This is a genomic window from Sporosarcina highlanderae, from assembly GCF_030433715.1.
Lineage (GTDB): Bacteria > Bacillota > Bacilli > Bacillales_A > Planococcaceae > Sporosarcina > Sporosarcina highlanderae.
Window position 1 is genome coordinate 1 of sequence record NZ_JAROCC010000020.1, and the last position, 19537, is coordinate 19537.

27 protein-coding genes are annotated in these 19537 nt (G+C 42.4%); 7 read left to right on the forward strand and 20 right to left on the reverse strand.

The genetic code is table 11. From position 1 onward, the window contains the following. Positions 1 to 299: 299 nt before the first annotated feature. From P5G49_RS16710 to P5G49_RS16740, 7 genes are all read left to right on the forward strand, one after another. Positions 300 to 488: a hypothetical protein gene (locus tag P5G49_RS16710; protein WP_301245672.1), complete on the forward strand. Its 189-nt coding sequence runs from the start codon at positions 300 to 302 to the stop codon at positions 486 to 488. A 228-nt stretch (positions 489 to 716) separates the two neighbouring features. After that, positions 717 to 2063 (forward strand): FtsK/SpoIIIE domain-containing protein, encoded by a 1347-nt coding sequence (locus P5G49_RS16715; protein ID WP_301245673.1) that lies wholly within the window; start codon positions 717 to 719, stop codon positions 2061 to 2063. A 4-nt stretch (positions 2064 to 2067) separates the two neighbouring features. Continuing rightward, positions 2068 to 2607: a replication-relaxation family protein gene (locus tag P5G49_RS16720; RefSeq protein WP_301245675.1), complete on the forward strand. Its 540-nt coding sequence runs from the start codon at positions 2068 to 2070 to the stop codon at positions 2605 to 2607. 14 nt (positions 2608 to 2621) lie between these two features. Beyond that, complete coding sequence (locus P5G49_RS16725) at positions 2622 to 3182, forward strand: hypothetical protein (RefSeq protein WP_301245677.1); 561 nt, start codon at positions 2622 to 2624, stop codon at positions 3180 to 3182. Positions 3183 to 3197: 15 nt separating this feature from the next. Further along, positions 3198 to 3353 carry a hypothetical protein gene (locus P5G49_RS16730; RefSeq protein ID WP_301245679.1) on the forward strand — a complete coding sequence of 52 codons (156 nt, stop codon included), beginning with the start codon at positions 3198 to 3200 and terminating at the stop codon, positions 3351 to 3353. 298 nt (positions 3354 to 3651) lie between these two features. Next, on the forward strand, positions 3652 to 3861 hold the full coding sequence (locus tag P5G49_RS16735; RefSeq protein ID WP_301245681.1) for a helix-turn-helix domain-containing protein: 210 nt from the start codon (positions 3652 to 3654) through the stop codon (positions 3859 to 3861). After that, positions 3827 to 4012 (forward strand): hypothetical protein, encoded by a 186-nt coding sequence (locus tag P5G49_RS16740; RefSeq protein ID WP_301245682.1) that lies wholly within the window; start codon positions 3827 to 3829, stop codon positions 4010 to 4012. Before P5G49_RS16735 ends, P5G49_RS16740 begins: the two co-directional genes overlap by 35 nt. Before the next feature lie 80 nt (positions 4013 to 4092). Here P5G49_RS16740 and P5G49_RS16745 read toward each other — a convergent pair whose 3' ends face one another. The 20 genes from P5G49_RS16745 to P5G49_RS16840 form a co-directional block, all read right to left on the reverse strand. Then, on the reverse strand, positions 4093 to 4848 hold the full coding sequence (locus tag P5G49_RS16745) for an N-acetylmuramoyl-L-alanine amidase (protein ID WP_301245684.1): 756 nt from the start codon (positions 4846 to 4848) through the stop codon (positions 4093 to 4095). Further along, positions 4849 to 5301, reverse strand: coding sequence for a phage holin family protein (locus P5G49_RS16750; RefSeq protein ID WP_301245686.1), 453 nt, complete (start codon positions 5299 to 5301; stop codon positions 4849 to 4851). A 63-nt stretch (positions 5302 to 5364) separates the two neighbouring features. Further along, positions 5365 to 5826, reverse strand: coding sequence for a hypothetical protein (locus tag P5G49_RS16755; RefSeq protein ID WP_301245687.1), 462 nt, complete (start codon positions 5824 to 5826; stop codon positions 5365 to 5367). Positions 5827 to 5880: 54 nt separating this feature from the next. Beyond that, entirely contained in the window at positions 5881 to 6024 is a 144-nt protein-coding gene (locus tag P5G49_RS16760) for a hypothetical protein (RefSeq protein ID WP_301245689.1), read from the reverse strand. A 52-nt stretch (positions 6025 to 6076) separates the two neighbouring features. After that, the gene (locus P5G49_RS16765; protein ID WP_301245690.1) at positions 6077 to 6241 is read right to left on the reverse strand and encodes a hypothetical protein; all 165 of its coding nucleotides are present in this window, start codon (positions 6239 to 6241) and stop codon (positions 6077 to 6079) included. Position 6242: 1 nt separating this feature from the next. After that, on the reverse strand, positions 6243 to 6443 hold the full coding sequence (locus P5G49_RS16770) for a hypothetical protein (protein WP_301245691.1): 201 nt from the start codon (positions 6441 to 6443) through the stop codon (positions 6243 to 6245). Then, positions 6443 to 9166 carry a hypothetical protein gene (locus tag P5G49_RS16775; protein WP_301245693.1) on the reverse strand — a complete coding sequence of 908 codons (2724 nt, stop codon included), beginning with the start codon at positions 9164 to 9166 and terminating at the stop codon, positions 6443 to 6445. The genes P5G49_RS16770 and P5G49_RS16775 overlap by 1 nt, the downstream gene beginning before the upstream one ends. A 48-nt stretch (positions 9167 to 9214) precedes the next feature. Continuing rightward, entirely contained in the window at positions 9215 to 9571 is a 357-nt protein-coding gene (locus P5G49_RS16780) for a hypothetical protein (protein WP_301245695.1), read from the reverse strand. Positions 9572 to 9581: 10 nt separating this feature from the next. Further along, positions 9582 to 10529 carry a hypothetical protein gene (locus P5G49_RS16785; RefSeq protein WP_301245696.1) on the reverse strand — a complete coding sequence of 316 codons (948 nt, stop codon included), beginning with the start codon at positions 10527 to 10529 and terminating at the stop codon, positions 9582 to 9584. A gap of 11 nt (positions 10530 to 10540) precedes the next feature. Then, entirely contained in the window at positions 10541 to 12568 is a 2028-nt protein-coding gene (locus tag P5G49_RS16790) for a phage tail protein (protein WP_301245698.1), read from the reverse strand. A 9-nt stretch (positions 12569 to 12577) separates the two neighbouring features. After that, positions 12578 to 13333 carry a phage tail domain-containing protein gene (locus tag P5G49_RS16795; protein WP_301245699.1) on the reverse strand — a complete coding sequence of 252 codons (756 nt, stop codon included), beginning with the start codon at positions 13331 to 13333 and terminating at the stop codon, positions 12578 to 12580. Beyond that, entirely contained in the window at positions 13330 to 16782 is a 3453-nt protein-coding gene (locus P5G49_RS16800; RefSeq protein WP_301245701.1) for a phage tail tape measure protein, read from the reverse strand. The genes P5G49_RS16795 and P5G49_RS16800 overlap by 4 nt, the downstream gene beginning before the upstream one ends. 80 nt (positions 16783 to 16862) lie before the next feature. After that, positions 16863 to 17081, reverse strand: coding sequence for a hypothetical protein (locus P5G49_RS16805; protein WP_301245703.1), 219 nt, complete (start codon positions 17079 to 17081; stop codon positions 16863 to 16865). Then, positions 17078 to 17383 (reverse strand): phage tail assembly chaperone G, encoded by a 306-nt coding sequence (gene gpG / locus P5G49_RS16810; RefSeq protein WP_301245705.1) that lies wholly within the window; start codon positions 17381 to 17383, stop codon positions 17078 to 17080. Before gpG ends, P5G49_RS16805 begins: the two co-directional genes overlap by 4 nt. Positions 17384 to 17396: 13 nt before the next feature. Further along, positions 17397 to 17975, reverse strand: a complete 579-nt coding sequence (locus P5G49_RS16815) for a major tail protein (RefSeq protein ID WP_301245707.1) — start codon at positions 17973 to 17975, stop codon at positions 17397 to 17399. Continuing rightward, entirely contained in the window at positions 17976 to 18314 is a 339-nt protein-coding gene (locus P5G49_RS16820; RefSeq protein WP_301245709.1) for a hypothetical protein, read from the reverse strand. Beyond that, positions 18311 to 18715 (reverse strand): HK97-gp10 family putative phage morphogenesis protein, encoded by a 405-nt coding sequence (locus tag P5G49_RS16825; protein WP_301245711.1) that lies wholly within the window; start codon positions 18713 to 18715, stop codon positions 18311 to 18313. The genes P5G49_RS16820 and P5G49_RS16825 overlap by 4 nt, the downstream gene beginning before the upstream one ends. Then, positions 18705 to 19022, reverse strand: a complete 318-nt coding sequence (locus P5G49_RS16830) for a phage head closure protein (RefSeq protein WP_301245713.1) — start codon at positions 19020 to 19022, stop codon at positions 18705 to 18707. Before P5G49_RS16830 ends, P5G49_RS16825 begins: the two co-directional genes overlap by 11 nt. Continuing rightward, entirely contained in the window at positions 19006 to 19332 is a 327-nt protein-coding gene (locus P5G49_RS16835) for a phage head-tail connector protein (RefSeq protein WP_301245714.1), read from the reverse strand. Before P5G49_RS16835 ends, P5G49_RS16830 begins: the two co-directional genes overlap by 17 nt. Beyond that, positions 19319 to 19519 (reverse strand): hypothetical protein, encoded by a 201-nt coding sequence (locus P5G49_RS16840; RefSeq protein WP_301245716.1) that lies wholly within the window; start codon positions 19517 to 19519, stop codon positions 19319 to 19321. Before P5G49_RS16840 ends, P5G49_RS16835 begins: the two co-directional genes overlap by 14 nt. Between the last annotated feature and the right edge of the window lie 18 nt (positions 19520 to 19537).

Here is a 19537-nt window from a genome sequence, read left to right on the forward strand (position 1 = left end):
TTATCCGATAGAACCTTCCATCTCGAACTTGATAAATGACCGTTTTCATTGCGCTTCACCATTTCCTCGAAATGCTGTTATATCAATGTTTTGCTTATCATTCTTTTCATATCATTTCATATCATGTCTATCCATGTCGGCACGAAATCGGCACGTCTATTAGAGGGAGTTCACGCTCCCTCTTTTTACGTTCTAACCTTTTTCTAAACTTTTTTTATTCGGACAGGCATTTTTCGGGATGGTCGCCCATAGGATATACCAAGAAGGTTAGAAACACGTTAGAAAGGAGGAGGCTCACGATGACACTAAAAAAAGAACCAATCCCACAAATCGCTGCCAAATTAAACAGGAAGCATCACGCAGATTTAATCGAAATAATTGAGTCCATCCCAAGTACTGAACGATCCGAAGCTTACCGTGAAGCCGTTCGATTTTACCACAAGTACAAAGAGATAATCGACACTTTGCAAACCTTGTTCAGGTCCTGATTAATGTCCTGGTCGATGTCCTGATGTTGCCTGTTGTACGTTAAATATCCATGAAATTTTACGTCCTGATGGTGGTCCAGATCAATGTCCACCCCGTCCACACATCGGGACATAGCAAATTTAATCGTCACAAGGGGTTAGCTGCTGTTTTCGAAGTCCCGATAAGAACAACTCATACTTCGTATGATAACCCTCTGTGGCGTAACCGACTAAGGAGGATTGATAAAAATGTTGCTCGAAATTTCAACTTCAATTTTGTTTGGAAGTTTGGCGTTAAAAGCTCACATGAGCAGGAAAGGGAATACCTCGAACGATTCCGGAAAGATACAAAAAATAATCAGTCTTAGTGGTCTGAATGTGAAGGACGGGAAAAGGACTCTCACGACTCAACTCATTAGAAAGAAGCGGCATGATTGGGGATGGGAGTACAAATACCGCATTCCGCTTGGACGAAGCTTTAACGACTATCTAAACAAACAACAGATTCTGCAGGACGGTTTGAACAATCGTCGTCACAAGATTACGCTCGCAGACCTCAAAGAACTTTCATGGTCCTGGGATGGCAATATTATTGAAGACATCCAAAATTTGAGGACGAACAAATTACAAGACGAGCGCGAGATCGAACTTTCTTTTGACGGGTTGCTTATTATTCGCGTCTACAACGATCCAATGCCAAAGGAAATTCCATTCAAGCCAGGCAACGCTTGGAGAATACCTGTGGGAGTCGTTAGGGGAAATAATGAATTTAGATACCACGACTTTGAGAAAGTGCCCCACATGGTCTTGGGAGGTTCAAGCGGGTATGGTAAATCAGTGTTTCTAAACTCCATGATTGTCAGCCTTTTGCAAAGCAAACCGGAACACGTCCACTTTTACCTGATCGATTTAAAAGGTGGAGTGGAACTGTGTGACTATGAAAACATTAAACAGACTGTATCGATTGCTTATGAGCCTGAAGAGGCTTTGCAAACATTGCAGGTAGCCTATCAGAAAATGAGAGACATACAGACCAAATTAAGGATGATGGGTAAGAAGAATGTGGTAGAAGGAGGAATTAAGGAAAGACACTTTGTCATCATAGATGAAGCGGGAGAACTCAATCCGAAGGAAGCTGTCACCAGGGAAGAAAGACAATTAAAAGAAGAGTGTCAAAAAATAATGAGCCAAATTGCCAGGATTGGACGCTCTAATGGTTTCCGACAAGTATTGGCCACTCAATATCCTGTGGGTGACTGCCTACCGCGTCAAGTTAAGCAAAATTCAGATGCCAAGCTTTGCTTCCGTGTCCAGTCAGAAACGGCATCAAGGGTTGTATTGGATAACGAAGGGGCCGAACAACTTCCACAGATTAAAGGCAGAGCTATTTTTCAAAACGCTGATCAAAGGGAAATCTTGCAAACTCCACTCATAACTACGGAAATTATTGAGGAAACCATCTCCCGACATGTCGTTAAACCAGTAACGGAAAAAGCTGACCCCAAGAATGTCATCCGCTTTACCCCTTCAAAGGGAGGCGATAAGGTTGTTGAACGAAAGGCAAGAGAGAATCTTGTTACTTTTGAAGAAGTTTGATTTTATGACGCGCGATCAACTCAACCTGTATTTTAGATTCGGCACCAATCGTCACACCAACAGAGTCCTCCACAGTTTGTCAGATTACCTTTCTTCTATTAGAGAGGGCTATCAGTCCATCTACTATCTAAACAGCAAAGGCAAGGCTTATATAGGTTGTGACAAGGTGCGAAAAAAAGGTGGCCATGTAAAACATGTGATAATGCGAAATGACATGTGGGCATTTCATGATTACCCGAAAGACTGGCGAAATGAAGTAAAGGTTTCAGACGGTTCCGCTACCGTCATTGTGGATGCAATGTTCACGGATGGATGGGACAGAAAGCACTTCCTTGAAATCGATCATACGCAAACAATGCAAGAAAACAAGAACAAGATTTATAGGTATAAAAAGTTATTTGAAAATGGTTTAGTGGAAGAAAAGCTCGGCCATTTCCCGACGTTGGTCTGGTTAACTACTTCAGAACACCGAAGAAAGGAGTTAAAGAAAGCGTGTGAGGGGTTGCCGGTTGTCATGGTGTTTACCACGAACGACATTAAATGAATGGAGGAAAATAAGTGTTTAAAAGAAAACCACGTCTTGAAGTTGTTCCGGAAAGTCAGTACACGGATTTTTCAGATCGTTATGAAGAAAAGGAAAAGAAAGGCCCGTCAAATGCTGTACTCATCACTGCTGCCACAGGGGCTACAGCAAGCCTTACGACTATGGCCGTTACAAAATACACTAATCCATACATCAATCACACCCCACCTATCCCACTACCGACCGAAGTAGTAATTGAACCTGCTAACGTTATAACCCTCCCACCTGAACTTAACCCTGTATTTATGCAAGGAATAGCCGGAACGCCTGAAATAATACAAACCAGTTTTATTGGCGATGCAACACTCGCCGCAATGGCAACTGTATTTGATCCAGTCGTTGAGATGATTGTAGCTATAAGCCTCCCCCTTGCATCTGTGGTTGTTGCGGGTGCTGGCTTGCTTATGATATTAGGCAACTCCGATAAAGCGCAATCCATGATTGTCAAGGCGGGAATCGGATATGTAGTAATACAATTATTACCGTTAATAATTACCATCTTTAAGACAATGGGTAAGGCAGTTGCGGTTGGATAAAAAGGAGGAATGACATTGAGGCTTAATCTGACAATTGGAGAATGCTCACTTATCTATTCATCACTAAAATCAGAACATCGTCACCTTATCGGTTTGCAAAGCGAGGAAAAGTGGGTTGTTGAGCGTATCACGGAGATTGAAGATTTGATTGGCAAGTTAGATTCTGTGTAACGACTGCTTCTGCGGTCGTTTATAAAGGGGGGAATATAAGTGACACCATTAATGGCGAATGTTATAGATACGATTGGATGGCTACTTGTCGGTGTGATTGCCTTTTATACGGTGAAAAGGATTTGGCTAAGATCAAGGAGGGGGAATTGACGACTGCTAACGCGGTCGTTTTTCTTTCGCTTGAATGGGGGCTTTTGCATCATTTCATTAAAATGCATATATAACCGTTGACGGTTACAGTTGGTGGTGATATATTAAATTTAACAAATAACCGTTACAGGTTATAAAGGAGGAAGAAATGAACGTACTCGATCAAATTATTAGTGTTCAAGAGGCAGCGGAACTTTGGGGGCTATCACCTGACCACGTGAAGCGTTTATGTAGAGACGGCGATATCATCGCAAAGAAGGTCGGTAACTCGTGGGTCGTATTGAAAGACCAGGACAATCCAAAACAAAGGGAGAGGAAAACCAGTGGAAGTGAACGTATCGGAATTAAAGGTGAATGATAAAGTGTTAGTTGTATACGGAGATGATTTTGTGGATTACGTGGGCTTTGTTAGTTCCATTACCGACAAACATTTAGTGCTACACGAATATGTGCCTGATATTTATAGGACGTTATGTATTGATAATATCGTCGAACTATCAAAACGGTAATGAGATAACAAAAAGCACCCCATCCACAATGGATAGGGTGCTTTTACAGTCATCTTGCTTTTTGGATTTTCATCATATCATTATTTCTGCTGACTATTCAAGTAACGGTCATATCGCTCCAACATCGCCCAAAATTCTTGACGAGTAATTTGTCGGCGTGGGTATGTCCCGTCTGATATCTTAGCGGCCTTAACAAAGTCTTGGCCAGCTTGAAACGATGCATCCGCTCTTGCATTCTTTTCTTTATCTTCACTTGCCACTTTGACATCCTCCTTTTTGGGCACCAATTTAAAATGGAGTGCCAAACCTTCTGCAATTGCCTCGCCTTGTTTCTTTAATAGAACGTCAGACCGCAGAGAATGTATATCAACAGTCGAGTCCATAAATCCGCCCTCAGTTAATACAGCAGGCATCTGACTCTCCCTCAGCATGTGGAAGTCAGCTGTCTTGATACCACGATCACGCAATCCCATCGCGTTTACAATCCGCGGATGAATGCGTTTCGCAATATCTTTCGCTGTTGTGGATGCAGATGGGAATACATACGTTTCCACGCCTCCCCCGCCGTGCCATTTACCTGTCGAAGCGTTATGATGGATAGAAACTAATACGTCAGCCTTCCACTCGTTAGCACGGTCTGTGCGGTCTTTTAACAGGACATCGGCTTTCCCGCTTGAATCGTCAAGGCGTAAAACTTCCACATCCTGATATGTTTGCAGCTTAGCGGCGCAAGCGCGTAGCACCTTGTCATTAAAGGACCATTCACGCTCATCGTCCGGGGTTCGCTTGCCGGGAGTATGCTTTCCATGTCCTGCATCCAGTGCTATTTTGACCATCTACTTCAGCCCCTTTTTGCCTTCCAACTCATCATCAACTTTACTCCCCGTTAACTCTTCGCGTATTTCTTCGTGGATTGATTGCTTTGTCTCAATAACTTTCAATTTCTCTGCCAAATTAGCAGGCACCAGGACACCTAATTCAGCCATGTTTTCCAAGATGCTTAAACCTTCATTTGCAATATAAAAAAGCACCGTAGCAAACGTCAGGGTGCCCTGCAGGTTTAGAATTTGATCAATGACGTTAGCAAGGATGATCATAACCAGCACTAACAGTTTTCTCGCATAACCAAATAGGCTTTTTCGACTCCACAAGTTTTCATTCTTGGCAGCCTTGAAAAGTCCGGTGACGATATCCAACAGCATCAACAACAGCAATAAATGCAAAAACTTTACTCCCCCGAATAGATACATGTGCACTATCTCTAAATTGGTCAAATTAACGCCCTCCATTTTGGCTCACTCCTTGTATTTTGGATAAATAAAAAGAACGCCCGTGTGGACGTTCTAATATGCTTATAGCAACTTCGTAATAACAAGTTTCACAAGGAATAATATCAGGATAAAAACAATAGAGGCAATCCAAGCAATCAACTTTTTTTTAACGCCCGAATAGACACCAGTGCCAATGTCATTTACCTCGGTTAGTATTTTACCCGATATCGTTTCTCTATCCTTTTGAATTAACTTTATTCCTTTATCTTCAATTACAATGTGTTCAGTATAATTAACTATGACATTATTTTTGTATTTTTCATTACGCCATCCGCCTTTTAGAAAGACTTTACTATCTTGGAATGAGATATATCCCAAATTTTTCAGCTTAATTAGATAGCTGGCGAATTCCATCTGCATTATTTTGGGATCTGAATTATCTTTCTCGATCAATTCATAATCTATTGCTTTAGGCGGACTTTTGTGGTTTATACACATTTCGTAAATGTCCGTTAATATCTTTTTTTCAAGTTTATTCAACACATTCTTACCTCCCTCTATCTTCCACAATTCGACAAAGGGGGTAGGAAGTCCTTCTCACAAATGCCTATCCTTCAATCTCTTCAAATTCAGCAGCATAGTTTCAACGATTTCAAGGCTTTCTTCGTCGTCGGTTAGCTTCTTGAAGTTTTCTAACACCGTTTCTGTCATTGCGCAGTTTAACTCGAATTCTCTATCCATGATAATCCCCTCCAGTCATTATGATACGACGAAGGGGATGGATAGTCTTATATTAAAGTTGGGTAGATGGCACAGATTTAATGTCGTATTCGTCACCTTGTGGTGTAGCGAGAATCATATCCGCTTCATGCCTGGTCAAAATTTTAGGCACATAAGACTCAACCTTCTCTTCATCAATCTTCCTCATAATCCACATGTTTAATAGAAATCCGTACATTTTACATTCCTCCCATTAGTGTCATATCAATCAACATCAGTACAGCGTTTTCTGTTTCATCTTGTCGCTTTTTCAGAGATGCTAATTCATCCTGTGTCTTTGGCTGATTCTCTTTCGCTTCCTCAACATCCCGTTCAAAATCTTCAGGTGTCTTTCCCGCATCACGAATAATTTTTTCCTGCAATTCTTTACTAATGTCCATTACAAGCCACCAGCTTTCATTCGAACTAATATTTCATATTGGATTTTCGCCATGACACTAACATCAGTCGCTACATCAGATAACCTTGTAACCGTATCATCCAAAGCTCCTCTGATGTTTTTCGCATATGTTGCTTTGGCTTCTGTGATGTTAGTTGTGAATGCGTGTTTATCAAGGACTTCGTAGGTTACTGTGTATTCGGCTGTTGGGTCATAGTTTGCAGGTGGAATTGAAGCGAATTTACCACCGTATGCATTAGAACTGTTGTCGGATGAAAACGTCCAGTAATCATCCTTTACGCCATTTTTATAGATTGCAATTATCTTATTCGTTTTTTGACTAAGTTGATTTCCGTTAGGAACAGTTGATAGTGCACCATCTCTGATATTTATATAATATAGATTGCCCGAATCGGTTCTTTGTTTAGGGTTAGCTTTCTCCCTCACAATTACCCCACTGCCCACTTCAACCTGCGTAGCACCACTCACAACTAAATCACCTTCAACCGTCACAGGCTCGATAACAGGCTTAGCAAGCTGATAAGTCAATTTATAATGAGAAATCTTACCTTCTGCAATGGTAGGTGCTGGAGCAGTTGGTAGTGTGGAAGTAATCCGTGCATCGTCTGTATCACCAATCGGTCTCCACTTATGAGTCGTACCATCACCACGATAAAACCACCCGTAAAAGTAAGATTTTATTAGGTCAACGGAAGGTGTCATACTCTCCGTCCATCCACTATCTGTATCAGTGATTGAAATATAAAAATAGGTATTTCCATTAGAGCCAATCATAAATTCATCAGCAATTAATGTTGGATTTCCATTAGTCAATAATTTACCATCATGTTTAACTACATTACCTTTTGCACTTGTGTAATTTGTCTCAAGTATATTTGCGTGTACACGTTTAAAACCAGTGTAATCAGTTGTAAAAGCCCAAGTTAACGACCCATCAAGTGTTTTTTGTTCAAACCACTTCGTCTTCTCCCATCTGCCAACCGATTCATTAAAAGATAAAATATCTTTTTTATCGTTATTTCCGGCAAGTGTCGTTTCTGCATAGAGATACGACGGATTTCGTGGGACATATGGCTTTGTTTTATCACCTAATGTAAACATTATCCAATACTTGCCACTCATAAAATCATCATAAGATGATGTTGTATGTCTAATACCTAAATAGATGTTGCCGCTTGAATCAGTTGTGAATGTTCTCGGCTGTCCATCGTGAACTCCGTTTGTGGCTGATACACCGCCTCCGAAATAAAGGTTAGCAGTTGTACCCGGATATGGCATATTTGTAATAACGGTGTATTTAGTGTTAGGAATTAGTTTATAAGTTACGTCATAAGAATTTGATGATTTAGTTGATTTACTTGCAAAATCAACAGGATTGAACAAGTTCTGCCCCTCTACACTCACCACAGGATTCTTAACATGCTGTACGGAATCAACATACGGGAACATTTTTTCCACATCTGCATCAGTCAATGAAACGCCTATTTTATCGTAGGTGGCTTTAGAGATTTCATAGAAACGAACACCACCGAAATAAGCATATTGATTTTCTTCACCCAAAACACGGAGATAAATGTGGTTTTTTTCACCGATATCTGATGGCGATATTTTTACATAGGTAAATCTAAAGTTAACAGTATCACTCGTATTTTCTAAAACGTCTTTGTACGTACTACCATTGTAAAATCTAACTCTTGCACCTGATGTTGCATTACCATTTTTAACATCACCTAATAAAATATAATGCTTAGTTGGATCTAAGGTTAGTTCTTTTCTAATATTCCCATTTGTATCCCCAGTAGGTATCGTTACTTTAATGGAACCTGTACCATACTTGAAATTTGTGTTATCCACCGTTCTTGAAGTTCCGGCTACAGAAGTCCAAACACTTGCGTTTTTGGGATTCCCATCTGTCCCTAATAAATTCACCAACGTATTCCCATAAAATTCAACTTTTAATGGACTATTTCCGTCAGCATTGATTACTTGTGTACCATGTGTGAGAGTTTGGGTTTGTCGTGCTGTGTTATCAATCTGACTTGTAATTTCATTAATAACAGTAGGGTTGTATTCGTCAGTCTTAACCCATCCAGTACCGCTCACGAATCGATACATAGTAGCAGTAGACGTGACCCTTACCGTATCGCCATGCTTTGGATTCGGATATGTGCTATCACGCAGAGCAACAGTTTCGACTGCATTTAAGAAGCGTGTCTTGTTTTCAGATGCCACTTGCAATGCTTCAGCAGTCGCCTTATTTGTTTCTGTGGTTGCAGTTCGTGCCTGTTGGATAACAACAGGACCATCCCCTAAAACTTGTTCAACAATATCCCATTGAGCTGATGCTTTTATCGCCTCGTGCTTATTAATGCTCCTTTGCACGGTAATGGATAGCGTTGTGGTTGTCGTTCGGTCGCCATTTTTATAAATCGTGAATTCGACTTTCACTGTAGAAGCGATGCTTAATATATTCGCATCCAATGTAGCAATGGCGATTCCATCTTCGATTTTACAAGTTTTTTGGATGACAGTCTGATCAGCAAGTTCAAAAAACGCCAGGACTGTCTCATCTTTCAATTGAATCTTTTCACCGTCTTGATAAAACTCAAAACCCAATTTATCCCCATTGTCATATTGCTTATAGACAACCGGTTGTATGGCTTTCGCTTGTACTAAATCAGATGCAATCGTGTATTGTCTCAACTATTTCGCCCTCCTTTTTTGTAATAAAAAAACGGCCTTCTTGGCACGTTAGTTTTGCATTACTAAGCTATAATCATCGCGATTAATGATAGTGTCACCAATTCGGATGAACAGATTGCGATCATTTACCTGCTTTGTTGTTTGTGCTGCATCGTAGTCTTCCACATGAGCTATATAAGGCTCTGGTTCCCTTGGTGAATACACCAACACTTTTTCACCGACAGGTGACTCGCCTTCTTCATAAACGGGTCGAATCCTTTGAATGTTCCTCTTGAGCATCGACACCGTGCCGATTGCTACAGATTCAATTTGTGGATTCAGTAGCGTGCTTAAATACTTGTCTAATTCGAAACCCTCATTCAAAGTGATGTTGACGCCTTGATACGTTTTAATTTGATAATGCATGATAACCCTCCTATGTGATATTGTTTAATGCCCTGACAAGTTCGTTCAATTGTGAAGCTGAAATTATCGTGTTTGATGTAACGAGCGATGGAACGCTTGGATTCATATCCAATATTGCATTTCGTGCCATATTAAAACTGGATGCTAATGGAACCACATAGTTATTTATGATTCCGGATGTTGTTGATCTGTTGAAATCACGAGTAACAAGCCCTTTATATGCTCTAAACTCATTTATCCGATCTAACAATGCACCCCATTCAGCAGCCGTTAGATTGTAAGCAGCTCCCGATGTTTTCGAGTTTGTCCACGTAAAATCCGCCGGTCTTGGTTTAGTATATTTTGCGCTGTCGGATGTTCCAGAGGATGCGCCTGACGTGTTGTAAGCAAAAACCCATATAGTATAGGTAGCGCCCACAACAAGAGGAGAACCTGCTCCATCGCGTGAGCCACTCCAGTACCTTGAACTGCTACTTAAATAACCCTGGAAATGCTGCGTTGTATTATTCGCTCCGGATAAGTAAACGGCTATGCTATTCGAATTTCTTAAATATGCCGAATTACCAACCGAAAACGATACTTCAAGTAGATTATTTGCCGTAAACGATAGACCATGAATATACGGTTCTGGATCAGGTGGAGCAGCAATCGTAAAGCTCCTTGAAACCCAGCTTGATGCTGTGCTGTCAATCCTGGCACGAACATAGATTGTGTAAGTTCCCGGGGTTGATGGAACTGTGAACGATACGGTAATCGTTGAACCACTGGGACAGTATTCTTCCCGGTCATTAGATCCCCCGCCGTTATCAACCCAACTTCTATCAAACTGAATGTGTGAGGTGTTTTGCCCGGCTGTGACGTTAATATTTACGGATGTAGAAGTAACATCAATCCAGTTTATATTAGGAGTGGACGGATTCCCGGCATTCGCATCGTAATCCTCATCAAAAGCTGTCAATCCTATACCCCCTATCCGAACCTTGCATATAAACCGCTGATTGCAGCATTAGAAAAATCAACCTTACCATTGAAGTTCACATCATCCATGAAAAAGGAGCCGCCGTGGAAGAACGTACTCAAAGCATCGATTTTTATCCAATCGCCCGAGGGTGAAGATATGGTAGCTCCCCCATTGGAGCCTCTAAATTGAATAGTCTTCTCCGTACTGCTATCCTGCCAGTTCCCACCGATATACAGTGTATTGGCCACCTCAGTAATCCCTAACATTTCAATCTTGGAGGCCTGTAATTTAATAGTAGTGGCCGTTTGGTTGAACAGAGATGCAATGGTGTTTCCGTTATAATCGGTATAGCTGACCTTGTTGCTAATTTGCCCACTGATACCGTCAATGCTTTGTTCAGCAGTTGTAACCCTTGTACCTAAACTGGACACTGTGGTGGACTCCGCTTTTGCATCGATGCGGCCACTTAAAATATTGAAGTTGGACTCCGCTGTGCTTTCAACTGTATTTTTTACACTATCCGTGTAAGTCTTGGATGTGCTTACAGCCGCCTCAATGCTTCCGCTTAATATATTGAAGTTCGCGGTTGCGGTCTCGTTAACAGATACAATAGAACCTTGTAGTGTTTCAATTTCTGTAGTTAATGTGCCGATGTTATCTGCAAATCGACCTTCGACAGAGGTTAAATCTGCCCTGACACCATCAATTGAAGCGTTAACCAAATCAATCTTAGAATCGGAATACTCCTTGCTTGTAGATACAGCTGCTACAATTTGACCGGCGAGGATACTAAAATTCGAGGACGCTTCTTCGCGTATTACCCCTAAGTCAGCATCCACACGCTCAATCTTCGCATCTACTCCTAAATTAATTGAAATAGCCGTTTGATCAATGTAGCTGCGAGCGTCAGCAATGCCGCCTTCCAATTCGAGCTTAATACTTCCGACAGTCTGATAGATGCCATCAGCCGTTTGCTCGATATGGGAATATGCTTCCACAATATCGCCATCAAGTCTTTCGACTTCTAAATTAATACGTTCATTTGTCCTCTCAAATCTGGATTGAGTTCTTTTCCTGTGGTCATCAATTGCAACTTTTTGAGCAGTCATAACAGCCGCCATTGTCCGTTGAATCGCATTTCCGATTACTACAGATGCTGTGATGAATTTCCCGTTTCGGATGGTCGTCTTCTTCGCCATGACGCGCACTTGAAACTCGATTCCCATAGGTTCATAAATCAACCAGACGCGCTCGCCAATTTCCTTATCCGACAATTCGACTACGTCAAGTTCAAAATTAACTTCTGGATAGTCAATCAAATCCCGTTTGATCTTCGCAAGCAGGTTATCACTAATTGAAAACCTTTCATCAATGATTGGTTCTGCATCCCTAATACCAAATTTGTCAGCATTAGGAGACATGTAGGTCACTTCCAAACCATCTGCACCATAACCTTTTATACGCGTCCTCAGTTTTGACGTATCAACATTTCTTGATAGTGTTTTTACGTTATGCCCGAAACGATATTGGGCATCCTTATCGGGTCCAATTTGTTCCGAGAAATGGATATGATTATTCGGCAATATTTGATATTCACATTCGAATACTGAGCACATTTCCTGTGTCAGCTTAACGATATTGTCATTACCTACGCCGGGGATCAGTTCGCTACCAGTTACTTCAGAAGAATACGTCCATCCCGTTCCTAAAAAGATGAATGAAGCAAATTCATCAAAAGACTTTGTGCCACCCTGAGTATCTTCACGACGCACACCAACCAAATCATAAAAAGTGGAAACGGCAACAATTCTTTTTTGTTTATGGCTCTCCCTAAATTGCTTTATACGGAAATCGTAGCCTTCCACAGTGATGATAGCTTCTTCTTCTAAAAGATCATGCCCCGGGTTGTTCTTACTTGGAAGTGAGATAAATGAAACGACAAAGTTTCCACTCACTTCCTCATTCATCTCGAAATTCCGAATGTCATTTAAAGGTTCAGTATGACCGGATAAGTTTGTAACACTTATCATCCTCATCACCTACCCTCACAAAAAATAAAAGCGTGTGGAAATGGATAGAGTGAACTCCCCACTTACACCGCTTATTTCAAATTCGTTATTACCGACTGTAAAAGAAATGAGTCGTTTATTCGTTTGACCGAATATCGATTGATTGTTTTTTAACGAACGGACACCTTTTAACAATATGACGTCATTTACTGTTGTGCTGCCGTTGTAGATCCACGTATCACCAGTAGTAAGATTTTTAATAGTAAGCCCGTTTGATGCGCCACTGAACAAGATTTCTGTTTCATCCTGCTTCCTCATATCAATCGGCACATCACCGGTATTCCTATAAACAAATGACGGTGTAGAATAAACCCTTTTTTGCGGTAAAACGGATTCAGACAATCCATTTGGAGCTAATAAGGGGATCTCGAACTCCAACGTTCTCGGATTAATTCTGTCAGGACTCCACCCTTCCGGATGTACACGCCACTGTTTGCCCGAATTCTTCGATTCAACTACAAATATTTCTTCACCATCCGAAAACAGACGGTACAATTCGTCTCTCAGCCGCAAAGAATCTTCGTAGCTTCCCGATTTCGTGAAAAAGCGAGCTGAGAGTTGTCTTGGATTAAGTGTTTTGTCAGTGACAACAATCCCACCCCGACCATCCACTTTTTCGGTGATCAAGTCATAGGAGGGAGAAGGTATGCTTAGTTTAAGCCCAAATAAGTTCAGCACTTCCGCTGTTAACCCATAGCCTTCCGAGTTATAGACGTTTATTAATCCACTCATAAGCTTACCCCCCTGATTGTAGCGTTTATGGATTGTCGGTCATACTGCATGGTATCCACAGTATCAAAGACAACTTCACCAATGACGCGCCCGTCAAGGATAACAGGAGCAGGCTTAATGTGAATCATTGTTGGCGGTTGATTTAATCGCCCGATCGTTCTTTCCGCTTCTCCGTTACTACGCGCACCATCTGCATAACCAGGAATCTTATTCATGGCATTCAAAATCTGCTTAGACTCATCATGCGTGAAAACTTCGTAACCTGCAGGACGGTTGTACAATCCGAAATTCAACATTTCCCAACGGTTACCCATACGCCCGAGTTCCCAACCTTCTTCCCCGGCAATAAATGGTCCCCCATCGTGACCACCCAGTGGAGTACCAACCGAGTATCCAATCGGAACTGGACCCGTATTGATGTTAACCGTCTTCCAGACAGGATCGCTCAACTGACTATTCAAAGAGGCGATACTCGGATTTGTCTTGACGTTGACATCCTTATAAACAGTCTTTCCGGCGACAACATTCATTTCTTCGAGCTTTCTACGTGCTTGATCAATCTTTGTCTGTTGCTCGTCCAACTTTCGGTTCTGCTCGTCATATTCCCCACCAACAAGAGCACCAGACTTCCGCATTTCTTCTAACTTTTTACGGGATTCGTCAATGTTTCGTTGTTCTTCCTGGAGTTTTTCGACGCCTTTTCCGCGCTCCGATGTAATGCCAGCTTGATAAAGAATCATCTGTTCATATTCATCAATCAGCAGTCCAAAAGCTTCGAGTTCTTTATTTGTTTCCGCGAGAGATTCTTTTTTCGTGTCGATTTGTTTAGTGATGGTATCGACAAGTTTTTCCGACAAACCAACAGAGCTCTCAATTGCGGATTTGCTCCGTTCTTCACTCTTGATTTTCTTTTCGAGTTCCTTCAGTTCGGCGCCGGTCGCTGTCTTAGCTCGCTCTTTCAAATCGGCGATATTCAGATTTATTTCTCGAATTCTGTCAGTATCATCCGAAATAAATTTGAGTTGCTTGGAGCGACTCTCTTCCCTCTCGATGATTTCCTCATTAATTTTCCGCTGTTTTTCGAGAATCTTTTCTTGCTTGTTCATTTCATCAGTGAGTGCACGATACGTCTTGTCCACAAGTCGCTGACGTTCTTCGGCGTTGAGTTTCTTGAGTTCGCCCGTAACAGCAGCATAGGCGTTACCTTGTTCGGAAATTGCTTTTGCTGTGGAAGGCGCCTTTTCTACAAGCTTCTCATTCATTTCAAGGAAGCGTTCCATTTCTTCGTTTGTTAATCCTGATTTTTCACGAAGTTTTTCCTGTTCCTCGGTTAACGCCAGAATAGCTTCTTCGGTTTTGGCTTTTTTGATTTCGTCAGATATGTCCAAGTAACGAAGCATTTCGTCAGTAGATAGTTTATTTTTCAACTTTAACAATTCAAACGACGCGATTAATTCATCCATTGAATCAAGTTCTTTTTTACGCGACTCAACAAACTGCAATGCTTTTTGTGCGCTATCGTCACTGGCTTTGTTAAATTCATAAATACCGTAGGCAAGTAATCCAACTCCTGCAATCGCCAAACCGACAGGAGTGGCCGCCGCTGGTCCCATCAACCCAATTCGACCAAGTAGACCGGCTCCACCTGCGCCGCCAAGCGTGGACATCAGCTTACCACCGATGCTCGCCACTCCACCCACAGTTGTGGTTAATCCACCAAGAGCGACAGATGCAGGTCCTACAGCCGCGACAAGAGCGATCAACTTGAGAATTGTTTGTTGCTGACTCTCGTCCATATCGGCAAATGCCTTGGCTCCTGATTCGATTTGTTTTATCAACGGCATTGCCGCATCAATAGTAGCCAAGAGGGCAGGGATAAGAGCATCGCCCAACGTGATACCGACATCTTTCACGCGATTCCACAACATTTTCAGTTGGGATTCGGTAGTCTTATAGCGCTCTTCCGCTTCCTTAGTAAGTGCAATATTCTCATCCCAGGCATTGGATGATAAATCGACAGCGTTAGCAAATAGCTCCGCCGCTCCACCTGCACGTAAGAGCGAGTCACGTAACCGGATTTCCGTGATCCCCATTTCTTGCAACATTTCAATTGCTGTCGTCCCGGCTTCTTCAGCATTACCCAATCCATTGATAAAGGCACCAATTGCACCGATAGCATCTTCCTGAAAAGCCTTTTTAAATTGTTCGCCGGTCATTCCGGCTATCTTGGCAAAGTTTTCAAGATCTGATTGAGTTTTTATGACACTATTCAACTCTTTTTTCGTCATACCTAAACTCTCGGCAAACATTCCGAATGCCTTTCCGCCGCTTCCTGCTGCAAGCTGTAATTCTCTCAAGGTCATTCCAGTTGCTTCCGATACCATCCTGAATTTTTCGGTTCCTGTTGAAGCGACTTGCATGTTGACCATAACGCGCGAGATTGCGGACCCACCCATTTCCGCCTGGATACCAACGGATGATAGAGCCGTCGAAAGAGCCAGAATATCCGCTTCGCTCATACCAACCTGGGCGCCGGCACCTGCTAAGCGTAACGCCATATCGACGATTTCGCGCTCGGTTGTAGCGAAGTTGTTTCCGAGATTTACCACGACCGAACCGAGCCGGCCAAAATCCTTTTGGGACATTTGCGTGATGTTAGCAAACCTTGCAAGGGCAGTGGCCGCCTCATCAGAACTCATATTTGTTGCAACACCAAGGTCAATCATCGTTCGTGTGAATCCTTGGATTGCCTCATTTTTAATGCCCAACTGTCCGGCCGCTTCTGCGACTCTTGCAATTTCGGTAGCAGCAGCAGGGATTTCTTTTGACATGTCACGGATAGCACGGGAGAGTTGTTGGAATTCCTCCTCTTGCATGTCTACGGTTTTTCTGACCCCTGCGAACGCACTTTCATAATCCACAGCCGCCTTGAATGCCGCAGCCCCAATGCCCATGATTGGAGCAGTAACTTTCATGGAATATTCTTTTCCGAAATCAGTCATACTCCGCCCGATGGACTGCATTTTGTCGCCGGTTTCCTGCCATTCCTTACCGAGTCGCTTCAATGGGTTGACTTGTTCTTCGATCGCCGCATTGACTTTGCCGAGTTGTTGTTCCGTTCGGTTCATCGCCGCTACAGCACGGTTGTAATCATCGGATAGTTTACGTGTCTGGTCGGAATCCTCACCTTTCACACGTTTCGATTCTTCGTAGCGTTTACGGAGTTCGGCGACTTGTTCTTTTTGAGTCTTTAGAGTGCGGGTTAATATATCAGATTGCTCGCGAAGTCCTTTTAAACTTTGGGAGTATTCCTTCCCGCTTGATTTGGCGACTCCCATTTCAGTCCGGAGGCTTTTTAAGTCGTCACGGAAGCCCTTCAGCGACCTGTCAGCACCTTCGTCCTCCCACGACAACCGCGTTCGGAGCGTCCCTATATCCTTTGATGACATTAATCTCACCTGCCTTCATATAAAGAAAAAGCCGCGTTAACGGACGCGACTAAACCGAGATGTGTGGATCACCGCCTGGCCTATCCCCAAACAGAAGAAAGATAGACCTCTTGTTCTTGTGGAGCATCATCATCAACCTCCATAAGTTCACTGAAAAAGTGGACATCTAACTGGTCGATTTCAGTCATTGTCCACTCTCTTTTTGTAATCATCCTTCCGTCAGGCAGGAAATCTACCTTCGGGAACATCATTTGCTTGTATAATTGTTTAAGGGAAGTGTACGCTTCTGCAAACGTCACTCCCCCGGTTGGTTTCCCTCATTGCTTTCGGCTTCTCTTTTGACACCAAACACGGCTTCATCGAGTTTTTTTCTTACATATTCGCCACTTGCGCCTGCGTACACATCCATGACGGTAAATTGCCCTTGAAATACTACGTCAGCAAGAATCGAAAGGTAAGCATCATCCTCTTCAATGACTTCCGCCCATGTGGATGCATCCTCCGCCGCCTTCAGCTCAAGATACTTCCTTTTTGCCAACATCGGCACGAAGGGAGCCGTAAAAAGCTTTTTCTCACCATCTATGAATAACTCAATTTGCATGATTAACTCCCCTTTACGGCGTTGCTACCCAGTCTTTGTCGATGACAGATTTGAACCATTCGTCAAAGATGCTCTTATCAACGACAGTAGGATCCTTATCCCACAGTTTGAACTTTTCTTCTCCGTCATGTAGACGTGGAATAGCTTCACCAGTCAAGTTAGGAGTTTGATAGTTCGGAGTTTCTTGTTTCGTTTCTTTATTTTCATCGGCAGGGCCAAACTTGATTCGATAAACTACAAAGTATTCATAGCCGCCACGTGCACTTTCTGCGCGCCCGGAAACTGCAACATATGGAGGATCATCGTTAACATTGTCGGAAATGCCGCCATTAGGATGGATTGTTTTTCCTAACAAATCCGCTTCGACTTCTTTTTCCAAATACGCAGTGTTTAACGTTACTGCAATCGGTCCTTTTGACATGTCGGAAAACAACACGCCATCATCAGCTCGAAGATTCCCACGGCTTACAGACGGAACCAAGTTAAACGCCATAGCAGGTCCTAACGGTTTCCAGTCGCCATATACTGTTTCCGTCTTATCCTCTTTCGTGATGACGGCATAGTGTAAATCTTTTAATCCTTTAATCGCCATTTATATCTCTCCAATCGTATTTTCATAATTAAATCGAATTATTTTTCTAAACATTTTCATATCCGTATCATAGGTTTCCGACTCAAACATGCGACCGAATCCAGCTTCTTTCATAAGGCTTTTAACATCCTTTACGAGTTGCAAATAGTTTCCAGTAGAAAAAACGTCCATTTGGAAAAAGTGCTTGGTGATGAGTTCATCATCATCCGCATTCATCCTGGACGCCTGGTTGTATTCCACAAAAACAATGTAGGTATTTGCTGTTTGATTATAGTTTCCGAAAGCCACTGGAACACCGAGAGGTTTAAGGGTATCCATGATTTTACGATTCAGATTCACGACATACCCAGCCCCTTTCTAAATTCCTCCACATACGCAGTAAGGATGTCATCCTTGCTGTTTTCGTAAGCGATAGAGGCAAACGGACGAGGGGCAATGAATCGCCTTGCACGGACGTTGTAGAAGCCAAATTCATGCATGTATAAGTAGAATCCCGGTTGCTTCTTTCCACCTTGAGTTCCTACGAACAATTCATGATTCTTCGGGTCTGTCCTTATGAGTGATTCACGACCTTCTCCTGTCAATTCACGAAGACCGTGCGCATAAACTTCTTCTTTCATTCGATCGCGCAACAAATCTCCGCCTGCAATCAGGGCCTTGTCCTTTAAATCATCAGTTAGACCTTCAATGCGGTCGATTTCTTTGATCAACTCATCGATTCCGCTGAATTCAAGTTCCATGGTCATCACCCTTTCGGTGACAGATCAATTCAGTCAATTCTCCTTTGTTATACGTCCGGGCAATCTCGTATTCAATGTTTTCATACAGCATTCTTTCTTCACCTTCATATTCAAAGGAATGCACCTCGAAAACACAGGATAGGTCTACACCACTTTGCTTTGCTTGCCAATACTCGTTCGAACGAACACTTAATCGATTTGCGAAAATCGGTGTTTTTGGTCGTATTTCATTTACCGGAAATCCATCATCGTCCAACCCTTCAACCAAACCAATTAATTGGATTTGATAATCAAACGTCCTGGTCATTGCTACCACCCTTTTGATGGATGATTAAATTGTGTAATCTGAATTGCAGATGCCGCGGTATGGATAAAGGACGACTTGTGGAGGTCGTTTGCGTTTCGAAAGCTGACTGATAACGCCAAACCGCATAATCTTTTACAAAATCGAGGTGGAGAGGGCTATCGTATTTCAACGTCAGGCCCTTTTCGTCCTCCAGTTCCTCTATGATTGATTCCACGGCATTACGCAAAAGCGCATCCCGGACAGTCGTACTAATTCCGAGACGCGCTTTTGTCAATTCTAATGCAGTTGTGATAAATTCAATCTTGTCCATTTTCTTCAACTTCTTCAATTTCTTCAATCTCTTCAATGAACGGATAACCGTATTTGTTTGATGTGCCGGCCAGTGTTTCGGCGCGCTCTTTATTCAACCGGCCTTTGCGGGGATATTTATCCCCCACTTCATAAATATGGCCCTTGTCCTTCGTGTCTCTGAATCTATTGATCACTTGAAATTTCATGCAATACCATTCCTTTCA

Bases quoted from the DNA above. Each gene is read 5' to 3' on its own strand.
- P5G49_RS16770 (WP_301245691.1), bottom strand. From the start codon at position 6,443: ATGGACATTAGTAAAGAATTGCAGGAAAAAATTATTCGTGATGCGGGA.
- P5G49_RS16780 (WP_301245695.1), bottom strand. From the start codon at position 9,571: ATGCATTATCAAATTAAAACGTATCAAGGCGTCAACATCACTTTGAAT.
- P5G49_RS16795 (WP_301245699.1), bottom strand. From the start codon at position 13,333: ATGAGTGGATTAATAAACGTCTATAACTCGGAAGGCTATGGGTTAACA.
- P5G49_RS16710 (WP_301245672.1), top strand. From the start codon at position 300: ATGACACTAAAAAAAGAACCAATCCCACAAATCGCTGCCAAATTAAAC.
- P5G49_RS16745 (WP_301245684.1), bottom strand. From the start codon at position 4,848: ATGGTCAAAATAGCACTGGATGCAGGACATGGAAAGCATACTCCCGGC.
- P5G49_RS16840 (WP_301245716.1), bottom strand. From the start codon at position 19,519: ATGAAATTTCAAGTGATCAATAGATTCAGAGACACGAAGGACAAGGGC.
- P5G49_RS16720 (WP_301245675.1), top strand. From the start codon at position 2,068: ATGACGCGCGATCAACTCAACCTGTATTTTAGATTCGGCACCAATCGT.
- P5G49_RS16735 (WP_301245681.1), top strand. From the start codon at position 3,652: ATGAACGTACTCGATCAAATTATTAGTGTTCAAGAGGCAGCGGAACTT.
- P5G49_RS16830 (WP_301245713.1), bottom strand. From the start codon at position 19,022: ATGACCAGGACGTTTGATTATCAAATCCAATTAATTGGTTTGGTTGAA.
- gpG (WP_301245705.1), bottom strand. From the start codon at position 17,383: ATGCAAATTGAGTTATTCATAGATGGTGAGAAAAAGCTTTTTACGGCT.
- P5G49_RS16760 (WP_301245689.1), bottom strand. From the start codon at position 6,024: ATGGATAGAGAATTCGAGTTAAACTGCGCAATGACAGAAACGGTGTTA.
- P5G49_RS16765 (WP_301245690.1), bottom strand. From the start codon at position 6,241: ATGTACGGATTTCTATTAAACATGTGGATTATGAGGAAGATTGATGAA.
- P5G49_RS16715 (WP_301245673.1), top strand. From the start codon at position 717: ATGTTGCTCGAAATTTCAACTTCAATTTTGTTTGGAAGTTTGGCGTTA.
- P5G49_RS16790 (WP_301245698.1), bottom strand. From the start codon at position 12,568: ATGAGGATGATAAGTGTTACAAACTTATCCGGTCATACTGAACCTTTA.
- P5G49_RS16750 (WP_301245686.1), bottom strand. From the start codon at position 5,301: ATGGAGGGCGTTAATTTGACCAATTTAGAGATAGTGCACATGTATCTA.
- P5G49_RS16835 (WP_301245714.1), bottom strand. From the start codon at position 19,332: ATGGACAAGATTGAATTTATCACAACTGCATTAGAATTGACAAAAGCG.
- P5G49_RS16815 (WP_301245707.1), bottom strand. From the start codon at position 17,975: ATGGCGATTAAAGGATTAAAAGATTTACACTATGCCGTCATCACGAAA.
- P5G49_RS16825 (WP_301245711.1), bottom strand. From the start codon at position 18,715: ATGGAACTTGAATTCAGCGGAATCGATGAGTTGATCAAAGAAATCGAC.
- P5G49_RS16800 (WP_301245701.1), bottom strand. From the start codon at position 16,782: ATGTCATCAAAGGATATAGGGACGCTCCGAACGCGGTTGTCGTGGGAG.